This window comes from Streptomyces sp. NPDC007205 (assembly GCF_040634095.1).
GTDB lineage: Bacteria > Actinomycetota > Actinomycetes > Streptomycetales > Streptomycetaceae > Streptomyces.
In genome coordinates, this window is record NZ_JBEYEW010000020.1 from 114,678 (window position 1) to 136,715 (window position 22,038).

At 71.7% G+C, this 22,038-nt stretch carries 24 protein-coding genes; 10 read left to right on the forward strand and 14 right to left on the reverse strand.

What is annotated here, in order from left to right; translation table 11 throughout:
• The first annotated feature begins 4 nt into the window (after positions 1-4).
• Complete coding sequence (locus ABZ624_RS28465) at positions 5-709, forward strand: MBL fold metallo-hydrolase (protein WP_360094825.1); 705 nt, start codon at positions 5-7, stop codon at positions 707-709.
• 218 nt (positions 710-927) lie between these two features.
• Complete coding sequence (locus tag ABZ624_RS28470; RefSeq protein WP_360094828.1) at positions 928-1,266, forward strand: hypothetical protein; 339 nt, start codon at positions 928-930, stop codon at positions 1,264-1,266.
• Positions 1,267-1,376: 110 nt separating this feature from the next.
• On the opposite strand, the gene ABZ624_RS28475 is transcribed toward ABZ624_RS28470, so the two are convergent.
• Positions 1,377-2,420 (reverse strand): NUDIX domain-containing protein, encoded by a 1,044-nt coding sequence (locus ABZ624_RS28475; RefSeq protein WP_360094831.1) that lies wholly within the window; start codon positions 2,418-2,420, stop codon positions 1,377-1,379.
• A gap of 142 nt (positions 2,421-2,562) precedes the next feature.
• Positions 2,563-2,748, reverse strand: a complete 186-nt coding sequence (locus ABZ624_RS28480; RefSeq protein ID WP_360094834.1) for a hypothetical protein — start codon at positions 2,746-2,748, stop codon at positions 2,563-2,565.
• A gap of 455 nt (positions 2,749-3,203) precedes the next feature.
• Here ABZ624_RS28480 and ABZ624_RS28485 point away from each other — a divergent pair, with 455 nt between their 5' ends.
• The 3 genes from ABZ624_RS28485 (at position 3,204) to ABZ624_RS28495 (ending at position 6,576) form a co-directional block, all read left to right on the forward strand.
• Positions 3,204-3,557, forward strand: a complete 354-nt coding sequence (locus ABZ624_RS28485; protein ID WP_360094837.1) for a hypothetical protein — start codon at positions 3,204-3,206, stop codon at positions 3,555-3,557.
• A complete protein-coding gene (locus tag ABZ624_RS28490; protein WP_360094840.1) occupies positions 3,554-4,324 on the forward strand; it encodes a maleylpyruvate isomerase family mycothiol-dependent enzyme in 771 nt (256 codons plus the stop codon). The genes ABZ624_RS28485 and ABZ624_RS28490 overlap by 4 nt, the downstream gene beginning before the upstream one ends.
• 215 nt (positions 4,325-4,539) lie before the next feature.
• Positions 4,540-6,576, forward strand: coding sequence for an NPCBM/NEW2 domain-containing protein (locus tag ABZ624_RS28495; RefSeq protein ID WP_360094843.1), 2,037 nt, complete (start codon positions 4,540-4,542; stop codon positions 6,574-6,576).
• A 119-nt stretch (positions 6,577-6,695) separates the two neighbouring features.
• Here the strand turns inward: ABZ624_RS28495 and ABZ624_RS28500 are convergent, their stop codons facing one another.
• Positions 6,696-7,646 (reverse strand): ROK family protein, encoded by a 951-nt coding sequence (locus ABZ624_RS28500; RefSeq protein ID WP_360094846.1) that lies wholly within the window; start codon positions 7,644-7,646, stop codon positions 6,696-6,698.
• A 217-nt stretch (positions 7,647-7,863) separates the two neighbouring features.
• On the opposite strand from ABZ624_RS28500, the gene ABZ624_RS28505 reads away from it, so the two are divergent.
• Positions 7,864-8,913, forward strand: a complete 1,050-nt coding sequence (locus ABZ624_RS28505; protein WP_360094849.1) for a LacI family DNA-binding transcriptional regulator — start codon at positions 7,864-7,866, stop codon at positions 8,911-8,913.
• A gap of 658 nt (positions 8,914-9,571) precedes the next feature.
• On the opposite strand, the gene ABZ624_RS28510 is transcribed toward ABZ624_RS28505, so the two are convergent.
• The 6 genes from ABZ624_RS28510 to ABZ624_RS28535 all read right to left on the reverse strand — a co-directional run bounded on the left by ABZ624_RS28510 (position 9,572) and on the right by ABZ624_RS28535 (position 14,203).
• Positions 9,572-10,870, reverse strand: a complete 1,299-nt coding sequence (locus ABZ624_RS28510; protein ID WP_360094852.1) for an aldolase — start codon at positions 10,868-10,870, stop codon at positions 9,572-9,574.
• A 183-nt stretch (positions 10,871-11,053) separates the two neighbouring features.
• Positions 11,054-12,016, reverse strand: a complete 963-nt coding sequence (locus ABZ624_RS28515) for an electron transfer flavoprotein subunit alpha/FixB family protein (RefSeq protein WP_360094855.1) — start codon at positions 12,014-12,016, stop codon at positions 11,054-11,056.
• A gap of 52 nt (positions 12,017-12,068) precedes the next feature.
• Entirely contained in the window at positions 12,069-12,854 is a 786-nt protein-coding gene (locus ABZ624_RS28520; protein ID WP_360094858.1) for an electron transfer flavoprotein subunit beta/FixA family protein, read from the reverse strand.
• 217 nt (positions 12,855-13,071) lie between these two features.
• Positions 13,072-13,581, reverse strand: a complete 510-nt coding sequence (locus ABZ624_RS28525) for a flavin reductase family protein (RefSeq protein WP_360094918.1) — start codon at positions 13,579-13,581, stop codon at positions 13,072-13,074.
• A 44-nt stretch (positions 13,582-13,625) separates the two neighbouring features.
• Positions 13,626-13,793, reverse strand: a complete 168-nt coding sequence (locus tag ABZ624_RS28530; protein WP_360094861.1) for a putative leader peptide — start codon at positions 13,791-13,793, stop codon at positions 13,626-13,628.
• Positions 13,790-14,203: a thioredoxin family protein gene (locus tag ABZ624_RS28535; protein WP_360094921.1), complete on the reverse strand. Its 414-nt coding sequence runs from the start codon at positions 14,201-14,203 to the stop codon at positions 13,790-13,792. Before ABZ624_RS28535 ends, ABZ624_RS28530 begins: the two co-directional genes overlap by 4 nt.
• 75 nt (positions 14,204-14,278) lie before the next feature.
• Between ABZ624_RS28535 and ABZ624_RS28540 the strand changes: the two genes are divergently transcribed.
• Positions 14,279-14,704 (forward strand): DUF4395 domain-containing protein, encoded by a 426-nt coding sequence (locus tag ABZ624_RS28540; RefSeq protein WP_360094864.1) that lies wholly within the window; start codon positions 14,279-14,281, stop codon positions 14,702-14,704.
• 189 nt (positions 14,705-14,893) lie between these two features.
• Positions 14,894-15,622 carry a lysophospholipid acyltransferase family protein gene (locus ABZ624_RS28545; RefSeq protein WP_360094867.1) on the forward strand — a complete coding sequence of 243 codons (729 nt, stop codon included), beginning with the start codon at positions 14,894-14,896 and terminating at the stop codon, positions 15,620-15,622.
• A 276-nt stretch (positions 15,623-15,898) separates the two neighbouring features.
• On the opposite strand, the gene ABZ624_RS28550 is transcribed toward ABZ624_RS28545, so the two are convergent.
• The 4 genes from ABZ624_RS28550 to ABZ624_RS28565 all read right to left on the reverse strand — a co-directional run bounded on the left by ABZ624_RS28550 (position 15,899) and on the right by ABZ624_RS28565 (position 19,865).
• Entirely contained in the window at positions 15,899-16,492 is a 594-nt protein-coding gene (locus ABZ624_RS28550; protein WP_360094870.1) for a transglutaminase family protein, read from the reverse strand.
• Between the two features lie 93 nt (positions 16,493-16,585).
• Positions 16,586-17,656 (reverse strand): low specificity L-threonine aldolase, encoded by a 1,071-nt coding sequence (locus ABZ624_RS28555; protein WP_360094873.1) that lies wholly within the window; start codon positions 17,654-17,656, stop codon positions 16,586-16,588.
• Positions 17,653-18,408, reverse strand: a complete 756-nt coding sequence (locus ABZ624_RS28560; RefSeq protein ID WP_360094876.1) for an SDR family NAD(P)-dependent oxidoreductase — start codon at positions 18,406-18,408, stop codon at positions 17,653-17,655. The genes ABZ624_RS28555 and ABZ624_RS28560 overlap by 4 nt, the downstream gene beginning before the upstream one ends.
• Positions 18,409-18,467: 59 nt before the next feature.
• Positions 18,468-19,865 carry a DUF6421 family protein gene (locus ABZ624_RS28565; RefSeq protein ID WP_360094879.1) on the reverse strand — a complete coding sequence of 466 codons (1,398 nt, stop codon included), beginning with the start codon at positions 19,863-19,865 and terminating at the stop codon, positions 18,468-18,470.
• A gap of 392 nt (positions 19,866-20,257) precedes the next feature.
• On the opposite strand from ABZ624_RS28565, the gene ABZ624_RS28570 reads away from it, so the two are divergent.
• The gene (locus ABZ624_RS28570) at positions 20,258-20,941 is read left to right on the forward strand and encodes a glycerophosphodiester phosphodiesterase family protein (protein WP_360094882.1); all 684 of its coding nucleotides are present in this window, start codon (positions 20,258-20,260) and stop codon (positions 20,939-20,941) included.
• Between the two features lie 3 nt (positions 20,942-20,944).
• Here ABZ624_RS28570 and ABZ624_RS28575 read toward each other — a convergent pair whose 3' ends face one another.
• Positions 20,945-21,484: a GNAT family N-acetyltransferase gene (locus ABZ624_RS28575; protein WP_360094885.1), complete on the reverse strand. Its 540-nt coding sequence runs from the start codon at positions 21,482-21,484 to the stop codon at positions 20,945-20,947.
• A gap of 70 nt (positions 21,485-21,554) precedes the next feature.
• Between ABZ624_RS28575 and ABZ624_RS28580 the strand changes: the two genes are divergently transcribed.
• Positions 21,555-21,947: a VOC family protein gene (locus tag ABZ624_RS28580; RefSeq protein WP_360094888.1), complete on the forward strand. Its 393-nt coding sequence runs from the start codon at positions 21,555-21,557 to the stop codon at positions 21,945-21,947.
• Positions 21,948-22,038 lie beyond the last annotated feature (91 nt).

Here is a 22,038-nt window from a genome sequence, read left to right on the forward strand (position 1 = left end):
GCGCATGGACGTCATCGCACTGCTCCCCCGGCTCCACCTCCTGCGTTTCCCCGTCGGCCAGGCGTACCTCTGGCGCGACGACGACGCGTTGACACTCGTCGACGCGGGCACGATCGGTGCCGGCCGGGCGATCGCCGACGCGGTCACGGCGCTGGGGCACGCGCCCGGCGACGTACGGCGGATCGTGCTGACCCACTTCCACGAGGACCACGCGGGCGGGGCGGGTGAGTTCGCCGCGCTGAGCGGCGGGGAGGTGCTGGCGCACCAGCTGGACGCGCCGTTCGTACGCGGTGAACTCCCCGGCCCGCCCCCGCGGTTCGAGGACTGGGAGCTGCCCATCCACGCGGCGGCGACCCAGCACCTTCCCGAGGGCAGACCGGTACCGCCGGCCGCGGTCACCGGCGTGGCGGACGGCGATGTGCTGGACTTCGGCGGTGGCGCCCGGGTGGTCCACGTCCCCGGGCACACCGACGGCAGCATCGCCCTGTTCCTGCCCGAGGAGGGCGTGCTGTTCACCGGCGACACGGTGGCTGCCTCACCGGTCGACGGCACGGTGATCCCGGGGGTGTTCAACCTCGACCGGCCCCGACTCCTCGCTTCTCTGGGCGCGTTGGCGGACCTCGGGGCAGAGGTCGCCTGTTTTGGGCATGGTGATCCGGTCGTGGGAAACGCCGCACCCGCTCTGCGCAGAGCGGCGGCCGTGGGCTGACCATGGCATGGGCAGGTGCTCCTCTCCCACCGTCTCACCGCGCGCACCCGGCAACGAACGCTCCACGGCGAACCTCTTCGGCCTGCCGCCGTACTGCCACTACGGCATCGGCGGCCCCGGCTTCACCGCCTGGCGCGAACTGGCCGCCCCACCGCGCGACCACACGCTGGGCGCTCGCCGGACGGTTCCCCGGTGTGCCGCTGCCGCACCACTGGCGCGTGCTCCCCGACGAGCCCCGGCCCCTCCCGCGGGAACTGGCCGACGTGGAGCGAACCGTGGCCTACCGGGGCGGCGTCGCGGGGGTACGGCAGCGGGTCGAGGCGCTGCGAACGGCGTCGTCGAGCCTGACCCTGTTCCTGGAGCGCCTGCCGTCCACCCTGCACGACTGGTTCGGCCGCCGAGCTGCGCACGGTCCGGGCGGACGCGGCCTGCGCCTCTCCCCCTCACCGACTTCGCTCCGGCTCTGGGCTCCCGGTTCCGACTGGACGGCGCCGAGCGGGAGTTCTTCGTCCGGCACCGGCACCACGACCGCGCGTACACCGCCTACTACCTGGTGATCCGGCTCGTCACGGCGCTGTACGGATAAGCGGGGAAGCCGGCTCACGCCGTACCCCCACGAGGAGGCGCGCCGGGCCTGTGGCGCGGTCGGGCTCGTGAGCTGGGCCGCTCAGCCGACCGGCACCCCCGCCTCCAGGTACAGCGCGGTGCCCCGCTCGCGGGCGCGCAGGGCCCAGCGCAGTCGCTCGTAGCGGACCGGTGGGAGCATCTCGGCGGCCTCCTGCTCGCTGGCGAAGCGCCAGCCGCGCAGCTCCGGGCCGGGCAACAGGACCCGGGACGCCTCACCGGACTCCAGCCGGCCGCCGTCGAACAGCAGCCGCAGCCCGCCGAAGCCGGGCGGCACGGGCCGTTCCCAGTCCACCACGAGCAGCCGGGGCACCTCCCGCAGCCGTATCCCGGTCTCCTCGGCGACCTCGCGCATCCCGGCGCGGGCCGGTGCCTCGCCCCGCTCGACCACCCCGCCGGGGAACTCCCAGCCGGGCTTGTAGGTGGGATCCACGAGCAGCACCCGGTCCTGCTCGTCGAAGAGCAGCACCCCGGCGGCGAGGGTCTCGGCGGTCGGCTCCGGGGTCTGCACGATGTCGCAGGGCGGCACGGCGCCGCTGCCGACGGCGTCGGCGATGCGTACGGCGGTCTCGTGCGGGGTGAGGGCGCTGGTGTCCACGGGGTGGGCGTCGGCGGTGAGCCAGGAGGCGAGGGCGGCGCGGTAGGGCTCGATGTGGTCGTACGACCACTGCCGTACGCGCATCTCGCCGTCGGGCAGGTCCGGCGGGGCCTCCCGGCCGGCTATCCGCTCACGCAGGATCGTTTCAGCCGGGGCGAGCAGCACATGGTGCACAGGGATTCTGCGGGCGGCGAGACCGCCGAAGATCTCGTCGCGGTACTCCTGGCGGAGCAGGGTCATCGGCACCACGACCGTCCCGCCCAGCTCGGCGAGCATCGCGGCCGCCGTGTCGACCACGAGCCGGCGCCAGATCGGCAGGTCCTGGAAGTCGCCGACCTCGGCGAGACGCTTGGCCGGCAGCAGGTGCGTGAGCGCTCCGCCGACGATCTCCGGGTCGAAGAGCGTGCTGTTCGGGATCAGTTCGATCAGTTCCCGTGCGGTGGTGGTCTTCCCCGCACCGAACGCGCCGTTGATCCAGACGACGGTCACGGACTCCCCCTCTTGTGTTTGGCCCCCTGAGGCTTGCCCGCTCCACCCTGCCACGGAAACCCTGCCCCCGTGAGGGCGCCGGACAGGAGTGCCGGTGCCCCCTGCGGCGGGACACCGGCACACGCGCCGTGGACCGTCGGGCCTACTCCTGGCCGGGGGCGTCGTCGGCGGCGGGGCCGTCCCCGACCGGGTGACCGGCCGAGTCCACGGTGTCCGAGACCTTGTGGTCGCCGACGGGGCGGTCGCCCGCCCCGTGGGAGGGGGTGACGGCGGCCACGACGAATCCGGTGGCCAGGCTGGCGATGGCGAGCATGCTGCGCTTCTTCATGCGCTGGTCAACTGCGGGACCCGCCCTGGGGTCACGCGGGTACCCGCGAGCAGACCACTCGGGTTGCCGTCCCGGTGGGAGGGGGCCGCCGCGTCCGGCCCGGCCGCACGGTCTCCGCCGAGCCCACCACGGGCTGCGGCCACTCGTACCCCGGGCCTCCGTCTCAGGCCACCCCGAAACGCATCACCAGTCGGCCGTGCCGCGAGCACGCCCGCGAGCGGCACCAGCGGCTCACCGACCGGCTCGACCGGCGGCCGGCTTGCCCGGACCGACCGCCGACCGGACCGGGGCACAGCGGGCAGCCGCCCTCCACCGCGATCTGACGCGGCGCTTCGCGGCCCCGTGAGCGGACCGGCCACGCGAAACCCGCTGGCCCGCTCCCGCGGGGCGCCGGTAACGTCGGGCGTCCCACCCCGCCCGCTCCAGCAGCAGGCCACGACCAGAAAAGCGAGATCATGACGAGCCGGCCCGCGACGACGACCCTGTGGCGCCCCACCGGTCCCAAGGAACTGGAGCTGGTCCGCGCGCTCGGCTGGCGGGCGTGGCCGCCCCGGCTCCCGGAGCAGCCGATCTTCTACCCGGTCCTCAACGAGGACTACGCCGTCCGGATCGCCCGGGACTGGAACGTCAGGCACGACGGCGCCGGCTTCGTGACCCGTTTCGAGGTCGACACGGAGTTCGTCGGCCGGTATCCGGTACGGCAGGCCGGCGGCGAGACGATCCAGGAACTGTGGGTGCCCGCCGAGGAGTTGGACGATTTCAACGCTCATATCGTCGGCCGCATCGAGGTAGTGCGGGAGTTCCGGTGAGCGGGCACCCGGCCCTCGGCACCGGAGACGATCCCGTCGAGGACGTCGTACGGTCGGGCGCCCGGCTCGTGCGCGCCGCGGCCGGCCTGTCCGATGCCGGGCTGCGCGCCGCGTCGGGGCTGCCCGGGTGGACGCGCGGCCATGTACTCGCCCATGTCGTGCACAGCGTCGACGCCTATGTGTGGCTGCTGCTGCTCGCGCACACCGGCCGCGCACCGGGCCCGCGCGCGGACGCGGCGGCACTGTCCGCGGCGGTCGAGCGCGACGCGGCCCTGTCCGCCGACGGGCTCGCGACCCGGCTGGAAGGGAGCCTGGACCGCTTCGCGGCGCGGGCGCGCACGATGCCCGACCACGCCTGGGACCGTCTGGTGCCGGCGCTGGCCGGCTGGCGGCACCCGGCCTGGTATCTGCTGCTGCGCTGTCTGCGGGAGCTGGAGACACACCACCTCGACCTGGGCGTCGGCCACGGCACCGAGCAGTGGCCGGACCGGTATGTCTCCTGGGCGCTGGACGACACCCTCGCCACACTGCGCGCCCAGAGCTTCCCCCTCGCTTCGGTCCAGGCCGTCGATCTCGGCCGCAGCTGGCCGGTGTCGGCGGACGGCCCCTCGGTCGCCGGGGCCGGGCACCAGGTGCTCGGCTGGCTGAGCGGACGGACTCCGGCGGGCGCGCTGACGGCCGACCGCCCTGCGCATCTGCTGCCGCGTCCGCCCGCCTGGCCTCGGCCGCCGCTGCCCGGCTGGGGCCGCGTCGACGACGGCGCGTGAGCCCCCGAAGCGAACACATCCGAACGTCTGCTCGCCGTTGCCGAATGAAATGGCATAGAGAGCAAGGGATTTCACGGGAAGTCACACAGTCGGGGCACAGCTCTTCCAACAGAGTCAGACACGTCCTACCGTAAACGCGCACCGATGACACGTACATGCCGCCCTGGCCGTCGCATGCCGTCATCCACCTTTCGCGAGTCGGAGGAACGTCAACGATGCGTCACCCTCACACCCGCACAACCCGCCGAAGAGTGGTCGGAGCACTCACCGCAGGCCTGTTGTGCGCGGCGGGCCTCGCCACCCCCTCCCTTGCCGCTCCCGCCCACGACCGTGCCTCAGCCCCCGGCCTGGCCGACGGTCTCGCCCTCACCCCGCCGATGGGCTTCAACAACTGGAACTCCACGCACTGCAGCGCCGACTTCGACGAAAGCATGGTCAAGGGCATCGCCGACCTGTTCGTCGCGAAGGGCCTGAAGGACGCCGGCTACCAGTACGTCAACCTGGACGACTGCTGGGCGCTGCCGCGGCGCGATGCCGACGGCAAGCTGGTGCCCGACCCGGCCCGCTTCCCGAACGGCATCAAGGCCGTCGCCGACTACGTCCACTCCAAGGGGCTCAAGCTCGGCATCTACACCAGCGCCGGCACCAAGACCTGCAACAGCGCGGGCTTCCCCGGCGCGCTCGGCCACGAGTACAGCGACGCGCAGCAGTTCGCCGACTGGGGCGTGGACTACCTGAAGTACGACAACTGCAACAACCAGGGCGTCGACGCCAAGCAGCGGTACACGACCATGCGGGACGCGCTCAAGGCCGCCTCCCGGCAAACCGGCCGGCCCATCGTCTACAGCATCTGCGAATGGGGCGAGAACAAGCCCTGGGAGTGGGCGTCGGACGTCGGTCATCTGTGGCGCACCACGGGTGACATCAGCGACAACTGGGGCTCGATGCTCTCCATCCTGAAGCAGAACCTCCCCCTCGCGCCGTACGCCGGACCCGGTCACTGGAACGACCCGGACATGCTGGAGGTCGGCAACGGCGGCATGACGGACACCGAGTACCGCTCGCACTTCTCCCTCTGGTCGGTCATGGCCGCGCCGCTGCTCATCGGCACCGATCTGCGCAAGGCCTCACCCGCGACCTTCGGCATCCTGGACAACAAGGAGGTCATCGCCGTCGACCAGGACCCGCTGGGCAAGCAGGGCACGGTCGTCTCCTCCGCGGGCGGACGCTGGGTCATCGCCAAGGAGATGAAGGACGGCAGCCGCGCGGTGGCCCTGTTCAACGAGTCGGGCACCGCCCAGCGGATCGCCACCACCGCGGCCGCGGTCGGGCTGCCCGGCGCCCCCGCCTACACCCTCCGGGACCTGTGGCAGCACAGCGGCTACAACACCGCCGGCACCGTCGCGGCCACCGTCCCCGCCCACGGCACGGTCCTGCTGCGCGTCTCGGCCGACCCCCACTGGGCCGCGCGTCCGCCCGCCGTCGAACTGGGCCTGGACGGCAGCCCGTTGCTGGAGGCCGCCACCCCGTCCACACTCACCAGCACCGTCACCGACCTCGGCCGTACCTCCGCACGCCGCGTGTCCGTGTCCCTGACCGGCCCCGACGGGTGGACCGTACGGCCCGCCTCGCCGACCACGGCCGCCGCCCTCGCCACCGGGCGTACCCTGCGCACCGCCTGGCAGGTCACCGTCCCGCCCGGCACCCCGACCGGACCCCACGGCCTCACCCTCCGGACGAGTTACCGCTCACCGGCCGGAGAGCGCGTCACCAGCATCCTCCCGCTGACGGCGTCCGTCGTGGTACGGCCGCCCGCCGGGACGTCGTACCTGAGCGACCTGGCGTGGCTGTCGGCGACGAGCGGCTGGGGGCCGGTGGAACGCGACACCAGCAACGGGGAGAGCGCCGCGGGCGACGGCCACCCGATCACCATCGGCGGCGCGGTGTACGCGAAGGGGCTCGGGGCCCACGCACCGAGCGACGTCTCCTTCTACACCGGCAAAGCCTGCACGAAGGTCACCGCGGACGTCGGCCTCGACGACGAGAAGGGCGCCAAGGGCACGGTCACCTTCGAGATCTGGGCGGACGGCACGCGGGTCACCTCGACCGGCGTCCTGACCAACGCGATGCCCGCCCGGCCTCTCACCGCCGACGTCACCGGCGCCCAGGTGGTCCACCTGGTCGTGACCGACGCGGGAGACGGCAACGACTCCGACCACGCGGACTGGGCGAACGCGAGCCTTGGCTGCTGACGGGCGGCGCCCACGCCGCGGAGGTGGTGGAGACCGTGCGCGCGTGCGGGTGCATGCGGCTGGTCGCGCAGTTCCGCGCGCCCCTTTTGGGCGCGCGTGGCTGCGGGCAGTCCTGCCGCTCAGACCCCCGCCGTCGCACCCGGTCGGCGCGCCAGCGCCGCCGCAGCCGCGCCGACCAGCCCCGCGTCGGTCCCCATCTGCGCGGGCACGACCGTCAGCCGCTGCACGAAGGACAGCGTCGCGTAGTCGGTGAGTGCCTTGCGCAGGGGCGTGAACAGGATGTCACCCGCCTTGCCGACGCCCCCGCCGATCACCGCGATGTCGATCTCGACCAGGGTCGCGGTGGCCGCGATGCCGGCGGCCAGCGCCTGGGCCGCCCGCTCGAAGGAGGCCACGGCGACCGGGTCGCCCTCGCGGGCCGCCGCGGCCACCGCGGCGGCCGAGGTGTCGCCGTCGGGGCCGGGGCTCCAGCCCCGCTCCAGTGCGCGGCGGGCGATATTGGGCCCGCTGGCGATCCGCTCCACGCAGCCGCGCGAGCCGCACGGGCACGGGTCGCCGTCCAGGTCGACGCTGATGTGTCCGACGTGCCCCGCGTTCCCGGTGGGTCCGGGGTGCAGCTTCCCGCCCAGCACCAGCCCGCCGCCGACGCCGGTCGACACCACCATGCACAGCGCGTCGTCGTGGCCGCGGGCGGCGCCCTGCCAGTGCTCGGCGGCCGTGATCGCGACGCCGTCACCGATCAGCTCGACCGGGAGACCGCCGGTGGCCGCGCGCACCCGCTCGACCAGCGGGAAGTCGCGCCAGCCCGGCACGTTCACCGGACTGACGGTGCCCGCCGAGGCGTCCACCGGGCCGGCGCTGCCGATGCCGACGGAGTGCGCCCGCACCCAGAGCGGCGATGCGGCGAGGTCGGCGAGTACTTCCTCCACCACCCGCATGACCGTTTCGCCGTCCTGCTGGGCCGGTGTGGCGCGCTGGGCTCGGGCCAGGATCCGTCCGCGGCCGTCCACGAGACCGCCGGCGATCTTGGTACCGCCGATGTCCAGGGCCGCCACGAGGTCGGTGTGCATCAGAGTCAGACTCCCCGTTGAAGCTCGCAAACCAAGGAAAGGCAGGCCGGTCAAGCGGTGGAGGCGCAGGCCGGAGACAGCGTGGACAGTGTCTCTCGCATCTGACAACGTTGTCCAGGCTCTATGCTCGACGCCACATCCTCATACAAACCGAGGATCGACGCACCATCCCGTTGACAAGTCGGACAAGTCGTACGACAGGACAGGACAGGACACCGTGCCCGAGACCACCCGCCGCGCAGACAGCCTTCCCGGGACCCGTTACGGCAACCGCCCGACGATGAAGGACGTGGCGGCGCGGGCAGGGGTCGGGCTGAAGACGGTCTCCCGGGTGGTCAACGGCGAGCCCGGCGTCACCCCGGACACCGAGCGCCGGGTGCAGGAGGCGATCGAGGCGCTGGGCTTCCGCCGCAACGACAGCGCCCGGGTGCTGCGCAAGGGCCGTACGGCGAGCATCGGCCTGGTCCTGGAGGACCTCGCCGACCCCTTCTACGGCCCGCTCAGCCGGGCCGTGGAGGAGGTGGCCCGGGCCCACGGCGCCCTGCTGATCAACGGCTCCAGCGCCGAGGACCCGGAACGCGAACAGGAGCTGGCACTGGCCCTGTGCGCACGTCGGGTGGACGGTCTGGTGGTGATCCCGGCCGGTGACGACCACCGCTATCTGGAGCCGGAGATCAGGGCCGGGGTGGCGACCGTGTTCGTGGACCGCCCGGCCGGCCGGATCGACGCCGACGTGGTGCTGTCCGACAACTACGGCGGTGCCCGGGACGGCGTCGCGCATCTGATCGCGCACGGCCACCGCCGGATCGGGTTCATCGGTGACATGCCGCGCATCCACACCGCCGCCGAGCGGCTGCGCGGCTACCGGACGGCGATGGAGGACGCGGGGATACCGGTCGAGGACGCCTGGATGTCCCTCGGACAGACGAATCCGGAGCGGGTCCGCCGGGCGGCGGAGGAGATGCTCTCCGGACCCGCGCCGGTCACCGCGATCTTCGCGGGCAACAACCGGGTGACGGTCACCGTGATCCGGGTCCTCGCCGAGCACACCCGACAGGTCGCGCTCGTCGGCTTCGACGACATCGAGCTGGCCGATCTGCTCCAGCCGGGCGTCACGGTCGTCGCCCAGGACGCGGCCACCCTCGGCCGTACCGCCGCCGAGCGCCTGTTCCGCCGGCTGGACGGCGGGCTCGTGGCACCCGAGCGCATCGAGCTGCCCACCCGGCTGATCACGCGCGGCTCGGGCGAACTGCCGCCGGCCGACTGAGCCGCCCGTGACCGGCCGCACCCTCGCGGAGCCCGGCCTCGCCGACGCTCCCCCGGCCATCCGCTGACCTCTCCCGACGCCTGACCGGCCGACTCCGGAGTGCTGCACGGCGACCGGATGCTGCCGCTGGAACGCCCGGTGTACGACGACCGGGTGCCGGTCCTCGCCGTCGGCTCCGACGCCTGTCCCGGCCAACTCCGGCAGGAGACGGCGGAGTTCGGGATCGACTCTCCGCTGCCCATGGTGCGGACCGGGTGGCCGGCCTCGACGTGGGTGTCTCCGCGCACGTCAGCGACTGGGCTGTGTCTCGGCCTCGCCGGTCAAGTCCCCCCGCGTGCCGCTGCGCGACGGCTCCTTCCGGCGGGTCCGGCTGCCCGCGCCGGACGTGCGATCCGGCTGCCTGAACCCTCCGTGCTCGCGGGGGCGTACGCCTATGTCAACCGGCATGTCGCGCTGCACAACGGCTCCGCCGCGCAGCCACCCGGCGCCCAGCGCACCCACGCCCGAGAGTTCTACCGCACGGGCACGCCGGGACGCCGGGCTGTGCGCACGGGGCACACGGCTGTTCGCGGAGCAGAAGTGGGTGACGGCGTCGGGTCGCGAACCGTACGCCGACGGCCGGCCACTGACGCGCGTCGGCGCCCGGTCCCCGTGAGCGCTACTTCGCGGAGGCCGTCAGGTCACCGCGCCGGGGCGCCGCGAAGCCTTCCAGGTCGGCGCGGGTCAGGCCGGTGAGGCGGGCCACCTCGGCGATGTCGAGGGCGCCGCAGTCCAGACCGCGCAGCAGATAGCCGCTGAGGGCCTTGGCGGTGGCGGGCTCGTCCATCACGTCGCCGCCGGCGTGGTTGGCGTAGCGGGCGAGGCGGCCCGCCGCCTGCTCGAAGCCCTCCCGGTAGAAGGCGAAGACGGCGGCGTAGCGGGTGGGGATGTGGCCGGGGTGCATGTCCCAGCCCTGGTAGTAGGCGCGGGCGAGGGCGCGGCGGGTGAGGCCGTAGTGGAGACGCCAGGCGTCGTGGACCTTCTCCGTCGGGCCGACGGGGAGGACGTTGGTCGAGCCGTCGGAGACGCGGACGCCGGTGCCCGCGGCGGCCACCTGCATGATCGCCTTGGCGTGGTCCGCGGCCGGGTGGTCGCTGGCCTGGTAGGCGGCGGAGACGCCGAGGCAGGCGCTGTAGTCGAAGGTGCCGTAGTGCAGGCCCGTGGCGCGGCCTTCGGCGGCCTGGATCATCCGGGCGACGGTGGCGGTGCCGTCGGTGGCGAGGATGGACTGACTGGTCTCGATCTGGATCTCGAAGCCGAGCCGGCCGGCGTCCAGTCCGTGTGCCTTTTCGAAGGCCTCCAGGAGACGGACGAAGGCGGAGACCTGCTCGGGGTACGTCACCTTCGGCAGGGTGAGCACCAGGCCCTCGGGCAGGCCGCCCGCCTCGATCAGGCCGGTGAGGAAGACGTCGAGGGTGCGGATGCCGCGGTCGCGTACCGGGGCCTCCATGCACTTCATGCGGATGCCCATGTACGGCGCCGCCGTGCCGTTCTCGTACGCCTGCGCGATCAGGCGGGCCGCGCGGGCCGCCGTCGCGTCCTCCTCGGCGTCGGGCCGGGGGCCGTAGCCGTCCTCGAAGTCGACGCGCAGGTCTTCGATCGGCTCGCGTTCCAGCTTGGCGCGGACGCGGGAGTAGACCGGCTCGGCGAGTTCGTCGGACAGGCCGAGGACCGCCGCGAGGGATGCGGCGTCCGGGGCGTGCGCGTCGAGGGCGGCGAGCGCCTGGTCGCCCCAGGAGCGGACCGTGTCGGCGGTGAAGGCGTCACCGGGGACGTAGACGGTGTGGACGGGCTGCCGGGTGCCGGGGTCCCCGGGGTAGCGGCGCTCGAGCTCCGCGTCGACCGGCGCGAGGGAGGCGCTGATCTCCTCGCTGACGGCGCCGGCGAGGCTCGTCGCCACCTTCTCCTGCTGACCCATCCCACACCCTCCAATTTTCCGCTGTACGGAATCAACAATCCGTAGAACGAAGTTATCTGTGCGGTTGTCGCTGGTCAACACCCCGTCCGGACCCTGGTCGGCAGCCGGCCGGTCGTCACCAGGATGCACCGAGGCCCCCATGACCGCGTCGGTCACGGGGGCCTCGTCGAGCCAGGGAGGGGCTCAGCCCTTGCGGGCCTTGATCTCCTCGGTCAGCTGCGGCACGACGTCGAAGAGGTCGCCGACCACGCCGTAGTCGACCAGCTCGAAGATCGGGGCCTCGGCGTCCTTGTTGACGGCCACGATGGTCTTCGAGGTCTGCATACCGGCGCGGTGCTGGATGGCGCCGGAGATGCCGTTGGCGATGTACAGCTGCGGCGAGACCGACTTACCGGTCTGGCCGACCTGGTTGGTGTGCGGGTACCAGCCGGCGTCGACGGCGGCACGCGAGGCACCGACGGCCGCGCCGAGGGAGTCGGCCAGCGCCTCGATGATCGAGAAGTTCTCGGCGCCGTTGACGCCACGGCCACCGGAGACCACGATCGCGGCCTCGGTCAGCTCCGGGCGGCCCGTCGACTCGCGCGGCGTACGGCCGGTGATCTTCGTGCCGGTCGCCTTGTCGGAGAAGGTCACCGACAGGGCCTCGACCGCGCCGGCGGCCGGGGCGGCCTCGACGGCGGCCGAGTTCGGCTTGACCGTGATGACCGGGGTGCCCTTGACGACACGGGACTTGGTGGTGAAGGACGCGGCGAACACCGACTGGGTGGCCACCGGACCCTCGTCACCGGCCTCCAGGTCGATGGCGTCGGTGATGATGCCGGAGCCGATGCGCAGCGCCAGACGGGCGGCGATCTCCTTGCCCTCGGCGGAGGACGGGACCAGCACGGCGGCCGGGGAGACGGCCTCGTAGGCGGCCTGCAGGGCGTCCACCTTCGGCACGACCAGGTACTCGGCGTACTCGGAGGCGTCGTGGGTGAGGACCTTCACCGCGCCGTGCTCGGCGAGCGTGGCGGCGGTGTCGGCGGCGCCGTTGCCCAGCGCGACGGCGACGGGCTCGCCGATGCGGCGGGCCAGGGTCAGCAGTTCGAGGGTGGGCTTGCGGACGGCACCGTCCACGTGGTCGACATAGACGAGGACTTCAGCCATGGGATTGCTCTCCTGCGTAAAGAAGTTGAGGGGCGGTCAGCGGGGCGAGCCCTTAGATGAACTTCTGGCTCGCGAGGAACTCAGCGAGCTGCTTGCCGCCCTCGCCCTCGTCCTTGACGATGGTGCCGGCCGTGCGCGCCGGGCGCTCGTTCGCGGCCTCGACCTTGGTGAACGCGCCGTCCAGGCCGACCTCCTCGGCCTCGATGTCCAGGTCGGACAGGTCCCAGGACTGAACCGGCTTCTTCTTGGCCGCCATGATGCCCTTGAAGGACGGGTAACGCGCCTCGCCCGACTGGTCGGTGACCGAGACGATCGCGGGGAGCTGTGCCTCCAGCTGCTCGGAGGCGGCGTCGCCGTCGCGACGGCCCTTGACCACGCCGTCCTCGACGGAGACCTCGGACAGCAGGGTGACCTGCGGGACGCCGAGACGCTCGGCGACCAGGGCCGGTACGACACCCATGGTGCCGTCGGTGGAGGCCATGCCGGAGACGACCAGGTCGAAGCCGGCCTTCTCGATCGCCTTGGCGAGCACCAGAGAGGTGCCGATGGCGTCGGTGCCGTGCAGGTCGTCGTCCTCGACGTGGATGGCCTTGTCGGCTCCCATGGACAGGGCCTTGCGGAGCGCGTCCTTGGCGTCCTCGGGGCCGACGGTCAGGACGGTGACCTCGGCGTCGTCCGCGTCCTCGGCGATCTGCAGCGCCTGTTCGACCGCGTACTCGTCCAGCTCGGAGAGCAGACCGTCCACGTCGTCGCGGTCGACGGTCAGGTCATCGGCGAAGTGCCGGTCGCCAGTGGCGTCGGGCACGTACTTCACAGTGACAACGATCCTCAAGCTCACGCCGGCTCTCCTACTGCATCGTCATTTCCGGGCTGCCTCTTGCAGGCAGCATAGGCGCCTCAAGCGGCCGATCCCGGTCGGGGCGTCCGCGCGCTCCGACCGAAATATTACTCGTCAGTACACCCAGTTCCTGCCCGCTAAGCAAGCGCTTTGAACTGTGACCTTCGCAACGCAGCGTAACCGGAACTCGACCGCTACGCAGGACCGGCGGGCGTGATCAATCCCGCAGGCCGTTGAAGCGGCCCTGGTGGTAGAGGAGAGGACGGCCGGCGCCCGTGGGGTCGCCCAGGACCACCTCGGCCAGCACGATGCGGTGATCACCGGCGGGCACCCGGCCGACGATCCGGCAGACCAGCCAGGCAAGCACGTCGTCGAGCACCGGTACGCCTTCCGGGCCCTCGCGCCACACGGTCGGCGCACCGAAGCGGTCAGCGCCGCTGCGGGCGAAGGTGGCGGCCAGCTCGCTCTGGTGCTCACCGAGTATGTGGACGCCTATGTGCTCCGTCCCGGCGATCGCGGGCCAGCTGGAGGCGCCCGTGCCGATGCCGAAGGAGAGGAGCGGGGGCTCCGCGGAGACGGAGGTGAGGGAGGTGGCGGTGAAGCCGACCGGGCCGGCGTCACCACGCGCGGTGATCACCGCCACACCGGCGGCATGCCGGCGGAAGGTCGAGCGCAACAGGTCGGGAGAAGCGAGCTGAACGGTGCCGAGGTCGGGCGAGGCCGTCATGGAGTCGTCCTTCTGCTGGAGGTCGCGAGCGGGGCCGTCGGTGCTCACCAGCCCGGACAGGTGGCGCTCGCGGTGCGGACGAGGTCGACGTGGACCCGCCCGTGGAGAAGGAGTTCGGTCGGCATACGGTCAGGCTGACGATCGATGGTGCGCACAGTCAAGCAGGTTCCGGGATCCGGAAGCCACCGCGCCGCCGGCTGAGGCCCCCTCATACGGCCTCCCCCAGGGCCGCGATGACATCGGCCTTGCGGGGCTGCCCGGTGGCGCGCCGCACCACCCGTCCGTCGGCGTCCAGGACCAGGACGGTGGGCGTCTTCAGGATCTCCAGTTCGCGTACGAGGTCCAGACGGGCCTCGGCGTCGATCTCGACGTGGGCCACTCCGGGGACCATCTCCGCGACCTCGCCGAGGATGCGCCGGGTGGCCCGGCAGGGGGCGCAGAAGGCGCTGGAGAACTGGACCAGCGTGGCCCGCTCACCGAGGTCGCCACCCAGCTCGGCCGTGCCCAGCCGCTTGTCCTCGTCCCGCCCGCGCACCCGCACTCTCCCGCTCCGCCGCTTGTGCAGCACTCCGTAGGCGCTCGCCACGACGAGCACCGCCACGCACACCACCAGTCCGGTCATCATCTGCACAAGCATTCATGAGACTGCAAAGATTCCCGGCTCCCGCGGGGGTTCCCGCTGCGGAATGCTTGGTTCATGGACATCGATGCGAGGGGGCCGCGCTTCGGGGCGGCCGTGACGACGGCCGTGCTGGCCGTGGCGCTGAGCCTGCAGAACACCTGGGTGCTGAGCTGGCAGACGGTGGCGTTCGCGCTCGGCGCCGCCGCGGGTGTGCAGCGCTCGCCCTACGGCTGGGCGTTCCGCACGGCCGTACGGCCGCGGCTCGGGCCGCCGAAGGAGTTCGAGGCGCCGGAGCCGCCGCGGTTCGCGCAGGCGGTGGGCCTGGTGTTCGCGGGGCTCGGGCTGGTCGGGTTCACCGTGGGACCCCAGTGGCTGGGGCTGGCCGCGACCGGGGCGGCGCTCGCCGCGGCGTTCCTGAACGCGGCGTTCGGGTACTGCCTGGGGTGCGAGCTGTTCCTGCTGTTGAGGAGGGCCACGGTTCAGGCAGGGCAAATGGAGTAAAGGGGACTTAACGATCCGGGTGAGGGATGTGGGCCGACGTGACGAGGATCTCGCCGCCGTGGGGCACCAGGACTGGCTACCCGTCCGTTCTTCGGGCACGATCTGCGAGACGCCGTAAACCTACGGCTCCGTAACTTTCCCGCCGGGAGCCCCCTTTCCCGAGCAGAGCAGAAAGGGCCCACCCCGCCCATGGCAGAGCTGGTCTACCGTCCCGTCATCGGTCTCGCCAAGACGCTGTTCAAGGCCTGGGACCTGAAGATCGACTGCCAGGGGTCGGAGAACATCCCGCGCTCGGGCGGCGCCGTGCTGGTGAGCAATCACATCAGCTATCTGGACTTCATCTTCAACGGCCTGGCCGCCCTGCCGCAGAAGCGTCTGGTGCGCTTCATGGCGAAGGAGGCCGTCTTCCGTCACCGGATCTCCGGTCCGCTGATGCGCGGGATGAAGCACATCCCGGTGGACCGCAAGCAGGGCGAGGCGGCCTACGCGCACGCGCTGGACTCGCTGCGCTCCGGCGAGGTGATCGGGGTCTTCCCGGAGGCCACCATCTCGCAGTCGTTCACGCTGAAGAGCTTCAAGTCCGGTGCGGCCCGCCTCGCCCAGGACGCCGGTGTCCCGCTGATCCCGATGGCGGTGTGGGGCACCCAGCGGCTGTGGACGAAGGGCCAGCCCCGCAACTTCAAGCGCGACCACCTGCCCGTCACCATCCGGGTCGGCGAAGCGGTCGAGGCACCCCGCGACCAGTACGCCGGCGCCATCACCCGCCGGCTGCGCGGGGCCGTCCAGGAGCTGCTGGAGGCCGCGCAGCGCGCCTACCCGGGCCGCCCCAAGGGCCCCGAGGACTCCTGGTGGCTGCCCGCCCACCTGGGCGGTACGGCACCGACGGCGGAGCAGCTGCGCACGGCCGAGGCGCGGTAACCTGCGGCGCTTCGGCCGGGTCTCGCTTGGGGGGCCGGGCGTAGGCCCCGTCGTCACCGCAGCGCGTGCCGGACGGCGGCAGCACGTGTACGGCGCCGTTACGGGACATGTCGTCCCGGGCGTCGAGGGCCCGGGTCGACGGCGTCGGGTTCGCCACCAAAGCCCCTGGGGCCGCGGGCAGTTCCTGGCGCGAGGCGCCCCCCGGCACCGATGGCGGGACGGCAACGAGTGCGATCGCAGCGGCGTCAGGCGGGGGTGCGGTGGGGGCGCCCGGCCTCACAGCGCGTCGGGGAGCGTCTTCCACAGGTACGACCGGTCCGGGGCGGCTTTCAGGGCGTCCAGGACGACCGGATGCGGTGCGGCGTAGAGGACCGGATAGTCCAGCTCGCCGGCCCCGGGGTCGGGGATCCAGGCCAGCCGCTCCCCGCCCAGGGAGAACTGGGCGTCCACGCCGGGCTTGTTGCCCCGCGGGTCCTGCCGGTGCCAGGCGCCGTGGAAGCGGACGGCGACCAGACCGTGTACGGCGTGTCCGCTGCCGTCGTCGTGCATCAGCCGCTGGTAGCACAGGGCCGTGGGGATGTCCTCGGCGCGCAGCAGGGCGGCCAGCGCGTGGGCCTTGGCGTGGCAGATGCCGGTACCCAGGCGCAGGACGTCGGAGGCGCGCCAGGTGACGCGCATGTCGCCGGAGTCCCGCGAGTGCGGGATGGCGTCCCGTACGAACTCATAGGCAGCTTGCGCATACCCATACGAGTCGGCCGCTCCCCCGGCCAGCCTGGCGGCCGTCTCCCGCACGACGGGGTGGTGATGGTCGATGGCCTCGTCCGCGGCCAAGTAGGCGGACAGATCGGCGGTGTTCTGGATCAGGTCCATGCCCGCAGAGCATAGGAAAGCGATCACTCGACCGTCAATGACTTTACGAGTGATCGCATATCTATGCAGACGGAGGGAGAAGGCCGGAGGAGGCTAGCGCGCCATCTCCTCCTTGAGCGCGGCCACGAACGTGTCGACGTCCTCCTCGCTGGTGTCGAAGGAGCACATCCAGCGCACGACCCCGGCGGCCTCGTCCCAGAAGTAGAAACGGAAGCGCTTCTGCAGCCGCTCGCTCACGTCGTGCGGGAGCTTCGCGAAGACGCCGTTCGCCTGCACCGGGTAGAGGATCTCCACGCCGTGCACCGCGCGGACGCCCTCGGCGAGCCGCTGGGCCATCTCGTTGGCGTGCCGGGCGTTGCGCAGCCACAGGTCCTTCGCCAGCAGCGCCTCCAGCTGCACCGACACGAAGCGCATCTTGGAGGCCAGCTGCATCGACATCTTCCGCAGGTGCTTCATCTGCCGCACCGCGTCCTGGTTGATGACCACGACCGCCTCACCGAAGACGGCGCCGTTCTTGGTCCCGCCCAGCGAGAGGAGGTCGACGCCGACCGCGTTGGTGAACGTCCGCATGGGCACGTTCAGCGAGGCGGCCGCGTTGGCTATCCGGGAGCCGTCCAGGTGCACCTTCATGCCACGGGCGTGGGCGTGCTCGCAGATCGCCCGGATCTCCTCAGGGGTGTAGAGGGTCCCCAGCTCCGTGCTCTGGGTGATCGACACCACCTGCGGCATGGCCCGGTGCTCGTCCTCCCAGCCCCAGGCCTGCCGGTCGATCAGCTCGGGGGTGAGCTTGCCGTCGGGCGTGGGGACGGTGAGCAGCTTCAGGCCGCCCATGCGCTCCGGCGCGCCGCCCTCGTCGACGTTGATGTGCGCGCTCTCGGCGCAGATCACCGCGCCCCAGCGGTCGGTGACCGCCTGGAGCGCGACCACGTTCGCGCCGGTGCCGTTGAAGACCGGGAAGGCCTCCGCGGTGGCCCCGAAGTGGGTGCGGATGATCCGCTGGAGGTTCTCGGTGTACTCGTCCTCGCCGTACGCCACCTGGTGGCCGCCGTTGGCCAGGGACAGGGCGGCCAGCACCTCCGGGTGGGCTCCGGCGTAGTTGTCACTGGCGAAACCGCGGACCTGCGGGTCGTGGTGGCGACGCGCGTCGGTCTTGGGAGGGTTCACGGCTTCTCGGTCAGCCACAGACGGTTTCCGTTCACTTCGGCGGCGGGCTTGCTCCAGACGCCCTCGATGGCCTCGGCGAGGTCCTTGACGTCCGTGAAACCCGCGAACTTCGCGTTGGGGCGTTCGGCGCGCATCGCGTCGTGCACCAGCGCCTTCACCACCAGGATCGTAGCCGCGGACGTGAGACCCTCCTCACCCCCGGCTTTGCGGAAGTAGTCGGCCATGGCCAGCGTCCACGCCTCGGCCGCCGCTTTGGCGGCGGAGTACGCGGCGTTGCCCGCGGTCGGCTTGCTCGCGCCGGCGGCGCTGATCAGGACGTACCGGCCGCGCTCGCTGCGCTGCAGCGCCTCGTGGAAGGCGAGGGAGGTGTGCTGCACGGTCTTGACGAGCAGCAGCTCCAGGAAGTCCCAGTCGTCGAGGCTGGTCTTGGTGAAGGTCTCGCTGCCGCGCCAGCCGCCGACCAGGTGCACCAGGCCGTCGACGCGGCCGAAGTCCTTCTCGACGTGGGCGGCCCAGTCACGGGTGGACTGCAGGTTGAGCAGGTCCACCGTGTCACCGGTGACGGTGGCGCCACCGGAGGCGTACCGGGCCGCGTCCACGGCCTCCGACAGCCGCTGCGGGTCGTTGTCCGCGCCGACGACGGTCGCCCCGGCCTCGGCCAGACGCAGCAGGGTCGCGCGCCCGGCGGGTCCGCCGGCGCCGGCCACCGCGATCACGGCACCGCTGAGCGGCCCGTTCGCCCCGTTCCCCATGTTCTTCCCCTCTGCAGCAGTGTTCTGGACGCGTGAAGCAGTGTTCCGCACGCGGTCGCTCACGCGGCGACCGGCTCGGCGCTGTCCGCCGTGATGCCCTTGGTGGAGGCGATCACATTCTTCAGCTTCTTGGACAGGGCCTCGTAGAACATGCTCAGCGGAAACTCGTCCGGAAGCACGTCGTCCACCAGCTTGCGCGGCGGCTGGGTCAGGTCCAGGGCCTCCGGGCCCCTGGCCCACTTGGAGCCGGGGTGCGGGGCGAGGTAGGTGCGGACCAGCTCGTAGCCGGCGAACCAGTGCACCAGCTTGGGGCGGTCGATGCCGTCCTTGTAGAGCTTCTCGATCTCGGCGCACAGCTGGTTGGTGACCTGCGGGGCGCGTTCCCAGTCGATGGAGAGCTTGTTGTCCGTCCAGCGGACGACGTCGTGCTTGTGCAGGTAGGCGAAGAGCAGCTGGCCGCCGAGGCCGTCGTAGTTGCGGTTGCGGTCGCCGGTGACCGGGAAGCGGAACATGCGGTCGAAGAGCACCGCGTACTGCACGTCACGGGCCTGCGGGACGCCGTCGGCCTCCAGCTTCACGGCCTCCTTGAAGGCGGTGAGGTCGCAGCGCAGCTCCTCCAGGCCGTACATCCAGAACGGCTGGCGCTGCTTGATCATGAACGGGTCGAACGGCAGGTCGCCGTGGCTGTGGGTGCGGTCGTGGACCATGTCCCACAGCACGAAGGCCTCCTCGCAGCGCTTCTGGTCGTGGACCATGGCGGCGATGTCCTCGGGCAGCTGAAGGCCCAGGATGTCGACGGCCGCGTCGGTGACCCGGCGGAAGCGGGCGGCCTCGCGGTCGCAGAAGATGCCGCCCCAGGAGAATCGTTCCGGCGCCTCGCGTACGGCGATGGTCTCCGGGAAGAGGACCGCGGAGTTGGTGTCGTAGCCGGAGGTGAAGTCCTCGAAGGTGATGCCGCAGAACAGCGGGTTGTCGTAGCGGGTGCGCTCCAGCTCGGCCAGCCAGTCGGGCCAGACCATGCGCAGTACGACCGCCTCCAGGTTGCGGTCCAGGTTGCCGTTCTGCGTGTACATCGGGAAGACGACCAGGTGCTGCAGGCCGTCCGCGCGGTGCGCGGCGGGCTGGAAGGCCAGCAGGGAGTCCAGGAAGTCCGGCACCTGGAAGCCGCCCTCGACCCAGCGGTGCAGGTCCTTCACGAGGGCCTGGTGGTAGTCCTCGTCGTGCGGGAGCAGCGGGGACAGCTCTTCGACCGCGTCGACGACACGCCGTACGGCGGCCTTGGCGTCCGCCGGGGCCGGGGCGCCCTCGGCCTCGAAGTCGATCGATCCGTCCTTGGACTGCCATGGCCGGATCTGCTCCACGGCATCCTTGAGCACGGGCCAGGCCGGATGCTCCACCACCCTGGTCAGCGAAGAAACCTGTCCCTCCGCACCCGCCTGCACAAGAATTTCCGTCATGTCCCATCCTCCACGGGAGAAGCTCGCGTAGGCACACCGTATGCATACCCCCTTTCAGCCAGCAAGAGGCAAGCTCAGGAAATTATTCTGTCTGCGACCTTAGTCACGGATATTTTTCCTGCCACAAACCGTGACGGCGCTCACTTTCGTCGACGGCGCACATCTCTCGCGCACAGCGGCGCAGGGTGGTCAAGGGCGCGGGGACTCGCCCACGAGAGGGTGACGGCGGGGCGGATACCGGCCAGCTGACGACCGCCGCGCACCCGGATGCCTCGTGCACATGCGGGTTCATCGCGGGGCCCGGCCATTAGGCTGCGACTCTGCCCGCGCGGACGACGGCGTCCGCCCGTCCCGCGCGCACCGAGCCGCCGTCGACGGAAGCGAGTTGAACCTTGAACTTCCTTACCATCGGTCACCGCGGGGTCATGGGTGTCGAGCCCGAGAACACCCTTCGTTCCTTCGTCGCCGCGCAGGACGCCGGCCTCGACCTGATCGAACTCGATCTGCATCTGAGCAAGGACGGCGCCCTGGTCGTCATGCACGACGCGGAGGTGGACCGTACGACCGACGGCACCGGACCGATCGCCGACAAGACCCTGGCCGAGCTGCGTGCCCTGGACGCGGGCCGCGGCGAGCGGGTGCCGGTGTTCGAGGAGGTGCTGGACGCGGTGCACACGCCACTGCAGGCCGAGATCAAGGACGTGGCGGCGGCCCGGGCCCTGGCCACGGTGATGCACCAGCGCGATCTGGTCGGGCGCGTGGAGGTGGCGTCCTTCCACGACGACGCGATCGCCGAGATCACGCGGCTGGTGCCGGGCGTGCGCACGGCGCTGGTCGCCAGCCGCTACGGCACGGACGTGGTGGAGCGCGCGGTCGCCGTCGGCGCGGCGACCGTCTGCCTGGACATCCGCCGGCTCACCCTGGAGGTCGTCGAGCACGCCCGCGCGTCCGGACTGCGGATCATCGGCTGGGTCGTCAACACCCAGGATCATCTGCGGCTGGTACGCGCCCTGGAGCTGGACGGCGCGACGACGGACTTCCCGGAGATCAAGCGCACGGGGCGCTTCACGGCCTGACGGTCACACGAGCCTCTTGACCAGCAGCTCGAACTGCAGGTCCGCGCGCTGCGGGATGCCGAAGCGCTCGTCGCCGTACGGGAAGGGGGTCATCCTTCCCGTACGGCGGTAGCCGCGGCGCTCGTACCAGGCGATCAGATCGTCCCGCACCGAGATCACCGTCATGTGCATCTCGGTGACCCCCCAGATCTCGCGGGCCCGGCGCTCGGCCTCCGCCATGACCGTCCTGCCGAGACCCGCGCCCTGCAGGGCGGGACTGACCGCGAACATCCCGAAGTAGACGTGGTCGCCACGGTGTTCGAGCTGGCAGCAGGCGACGATCCGGCCGTCCTGCTCCACCGTCAGCAGCCGGCTGTCGGGCGACTTGATCACCTTCAGCACGCCCTCCTGGTCCGTGCGCTGCCCCTGAAGGATGTCCGCCTCGGTGGTCCACCCGGCCCGGCTGGCGTCCCCGCGGTAGGCCGACTCGATCAGCGCGACCAGCGCCTCGACGTCGGCGTCGGTGGCGTCGCGGAAGGTGGGTCCGGTGGGGGCGGTTTCCATGAGGCGGCCTTTCGGTCTCGGGCGTGGCTGAGCCAGGGTCGAGCGTAACCCTGCTCTAGGCTCCGCCTGCATGGTGCACGTTCTCAGCAGCCGGACCCTGCTCACCCCCACCGACCCCGAGCGCTCCCGGGCCTTCTACGGAGAGCAGCTGGGGCTCGCCGTCTACCGCGAGTTCGGTACGGGCCCCGAGCGCGGGACGGTCTACTTCCTCGGCGGCGGCTTCCTTGAGGTCTCGGGGAGGTCCGAGACACCGCCGTCACCCGCGGTACGGCTGTGGTTGCAGGTGGACGACGTGACGGCCGCGCACGAGGAGCTGCGCGCGAAGGGCGTCGGCATCGTCCGGCCGCCGGTCCGGGAACCGTGGGGCCTGGTCGAGATGTGGATCACCGACCCGGACGGCACCCGCATCGCCCTGGTGGAGATCCCCGCGGACCATCCGCTGCGGTTCCGGCCGGGGATCTAGGTGTATTGACCTGAAGCGTTGTTCACACGGCTGATCGGTGGGTGGCCGCCGAGTGCGGTGTGGCAGCGGTGGTGGTTGTAGGTGTGCAGGA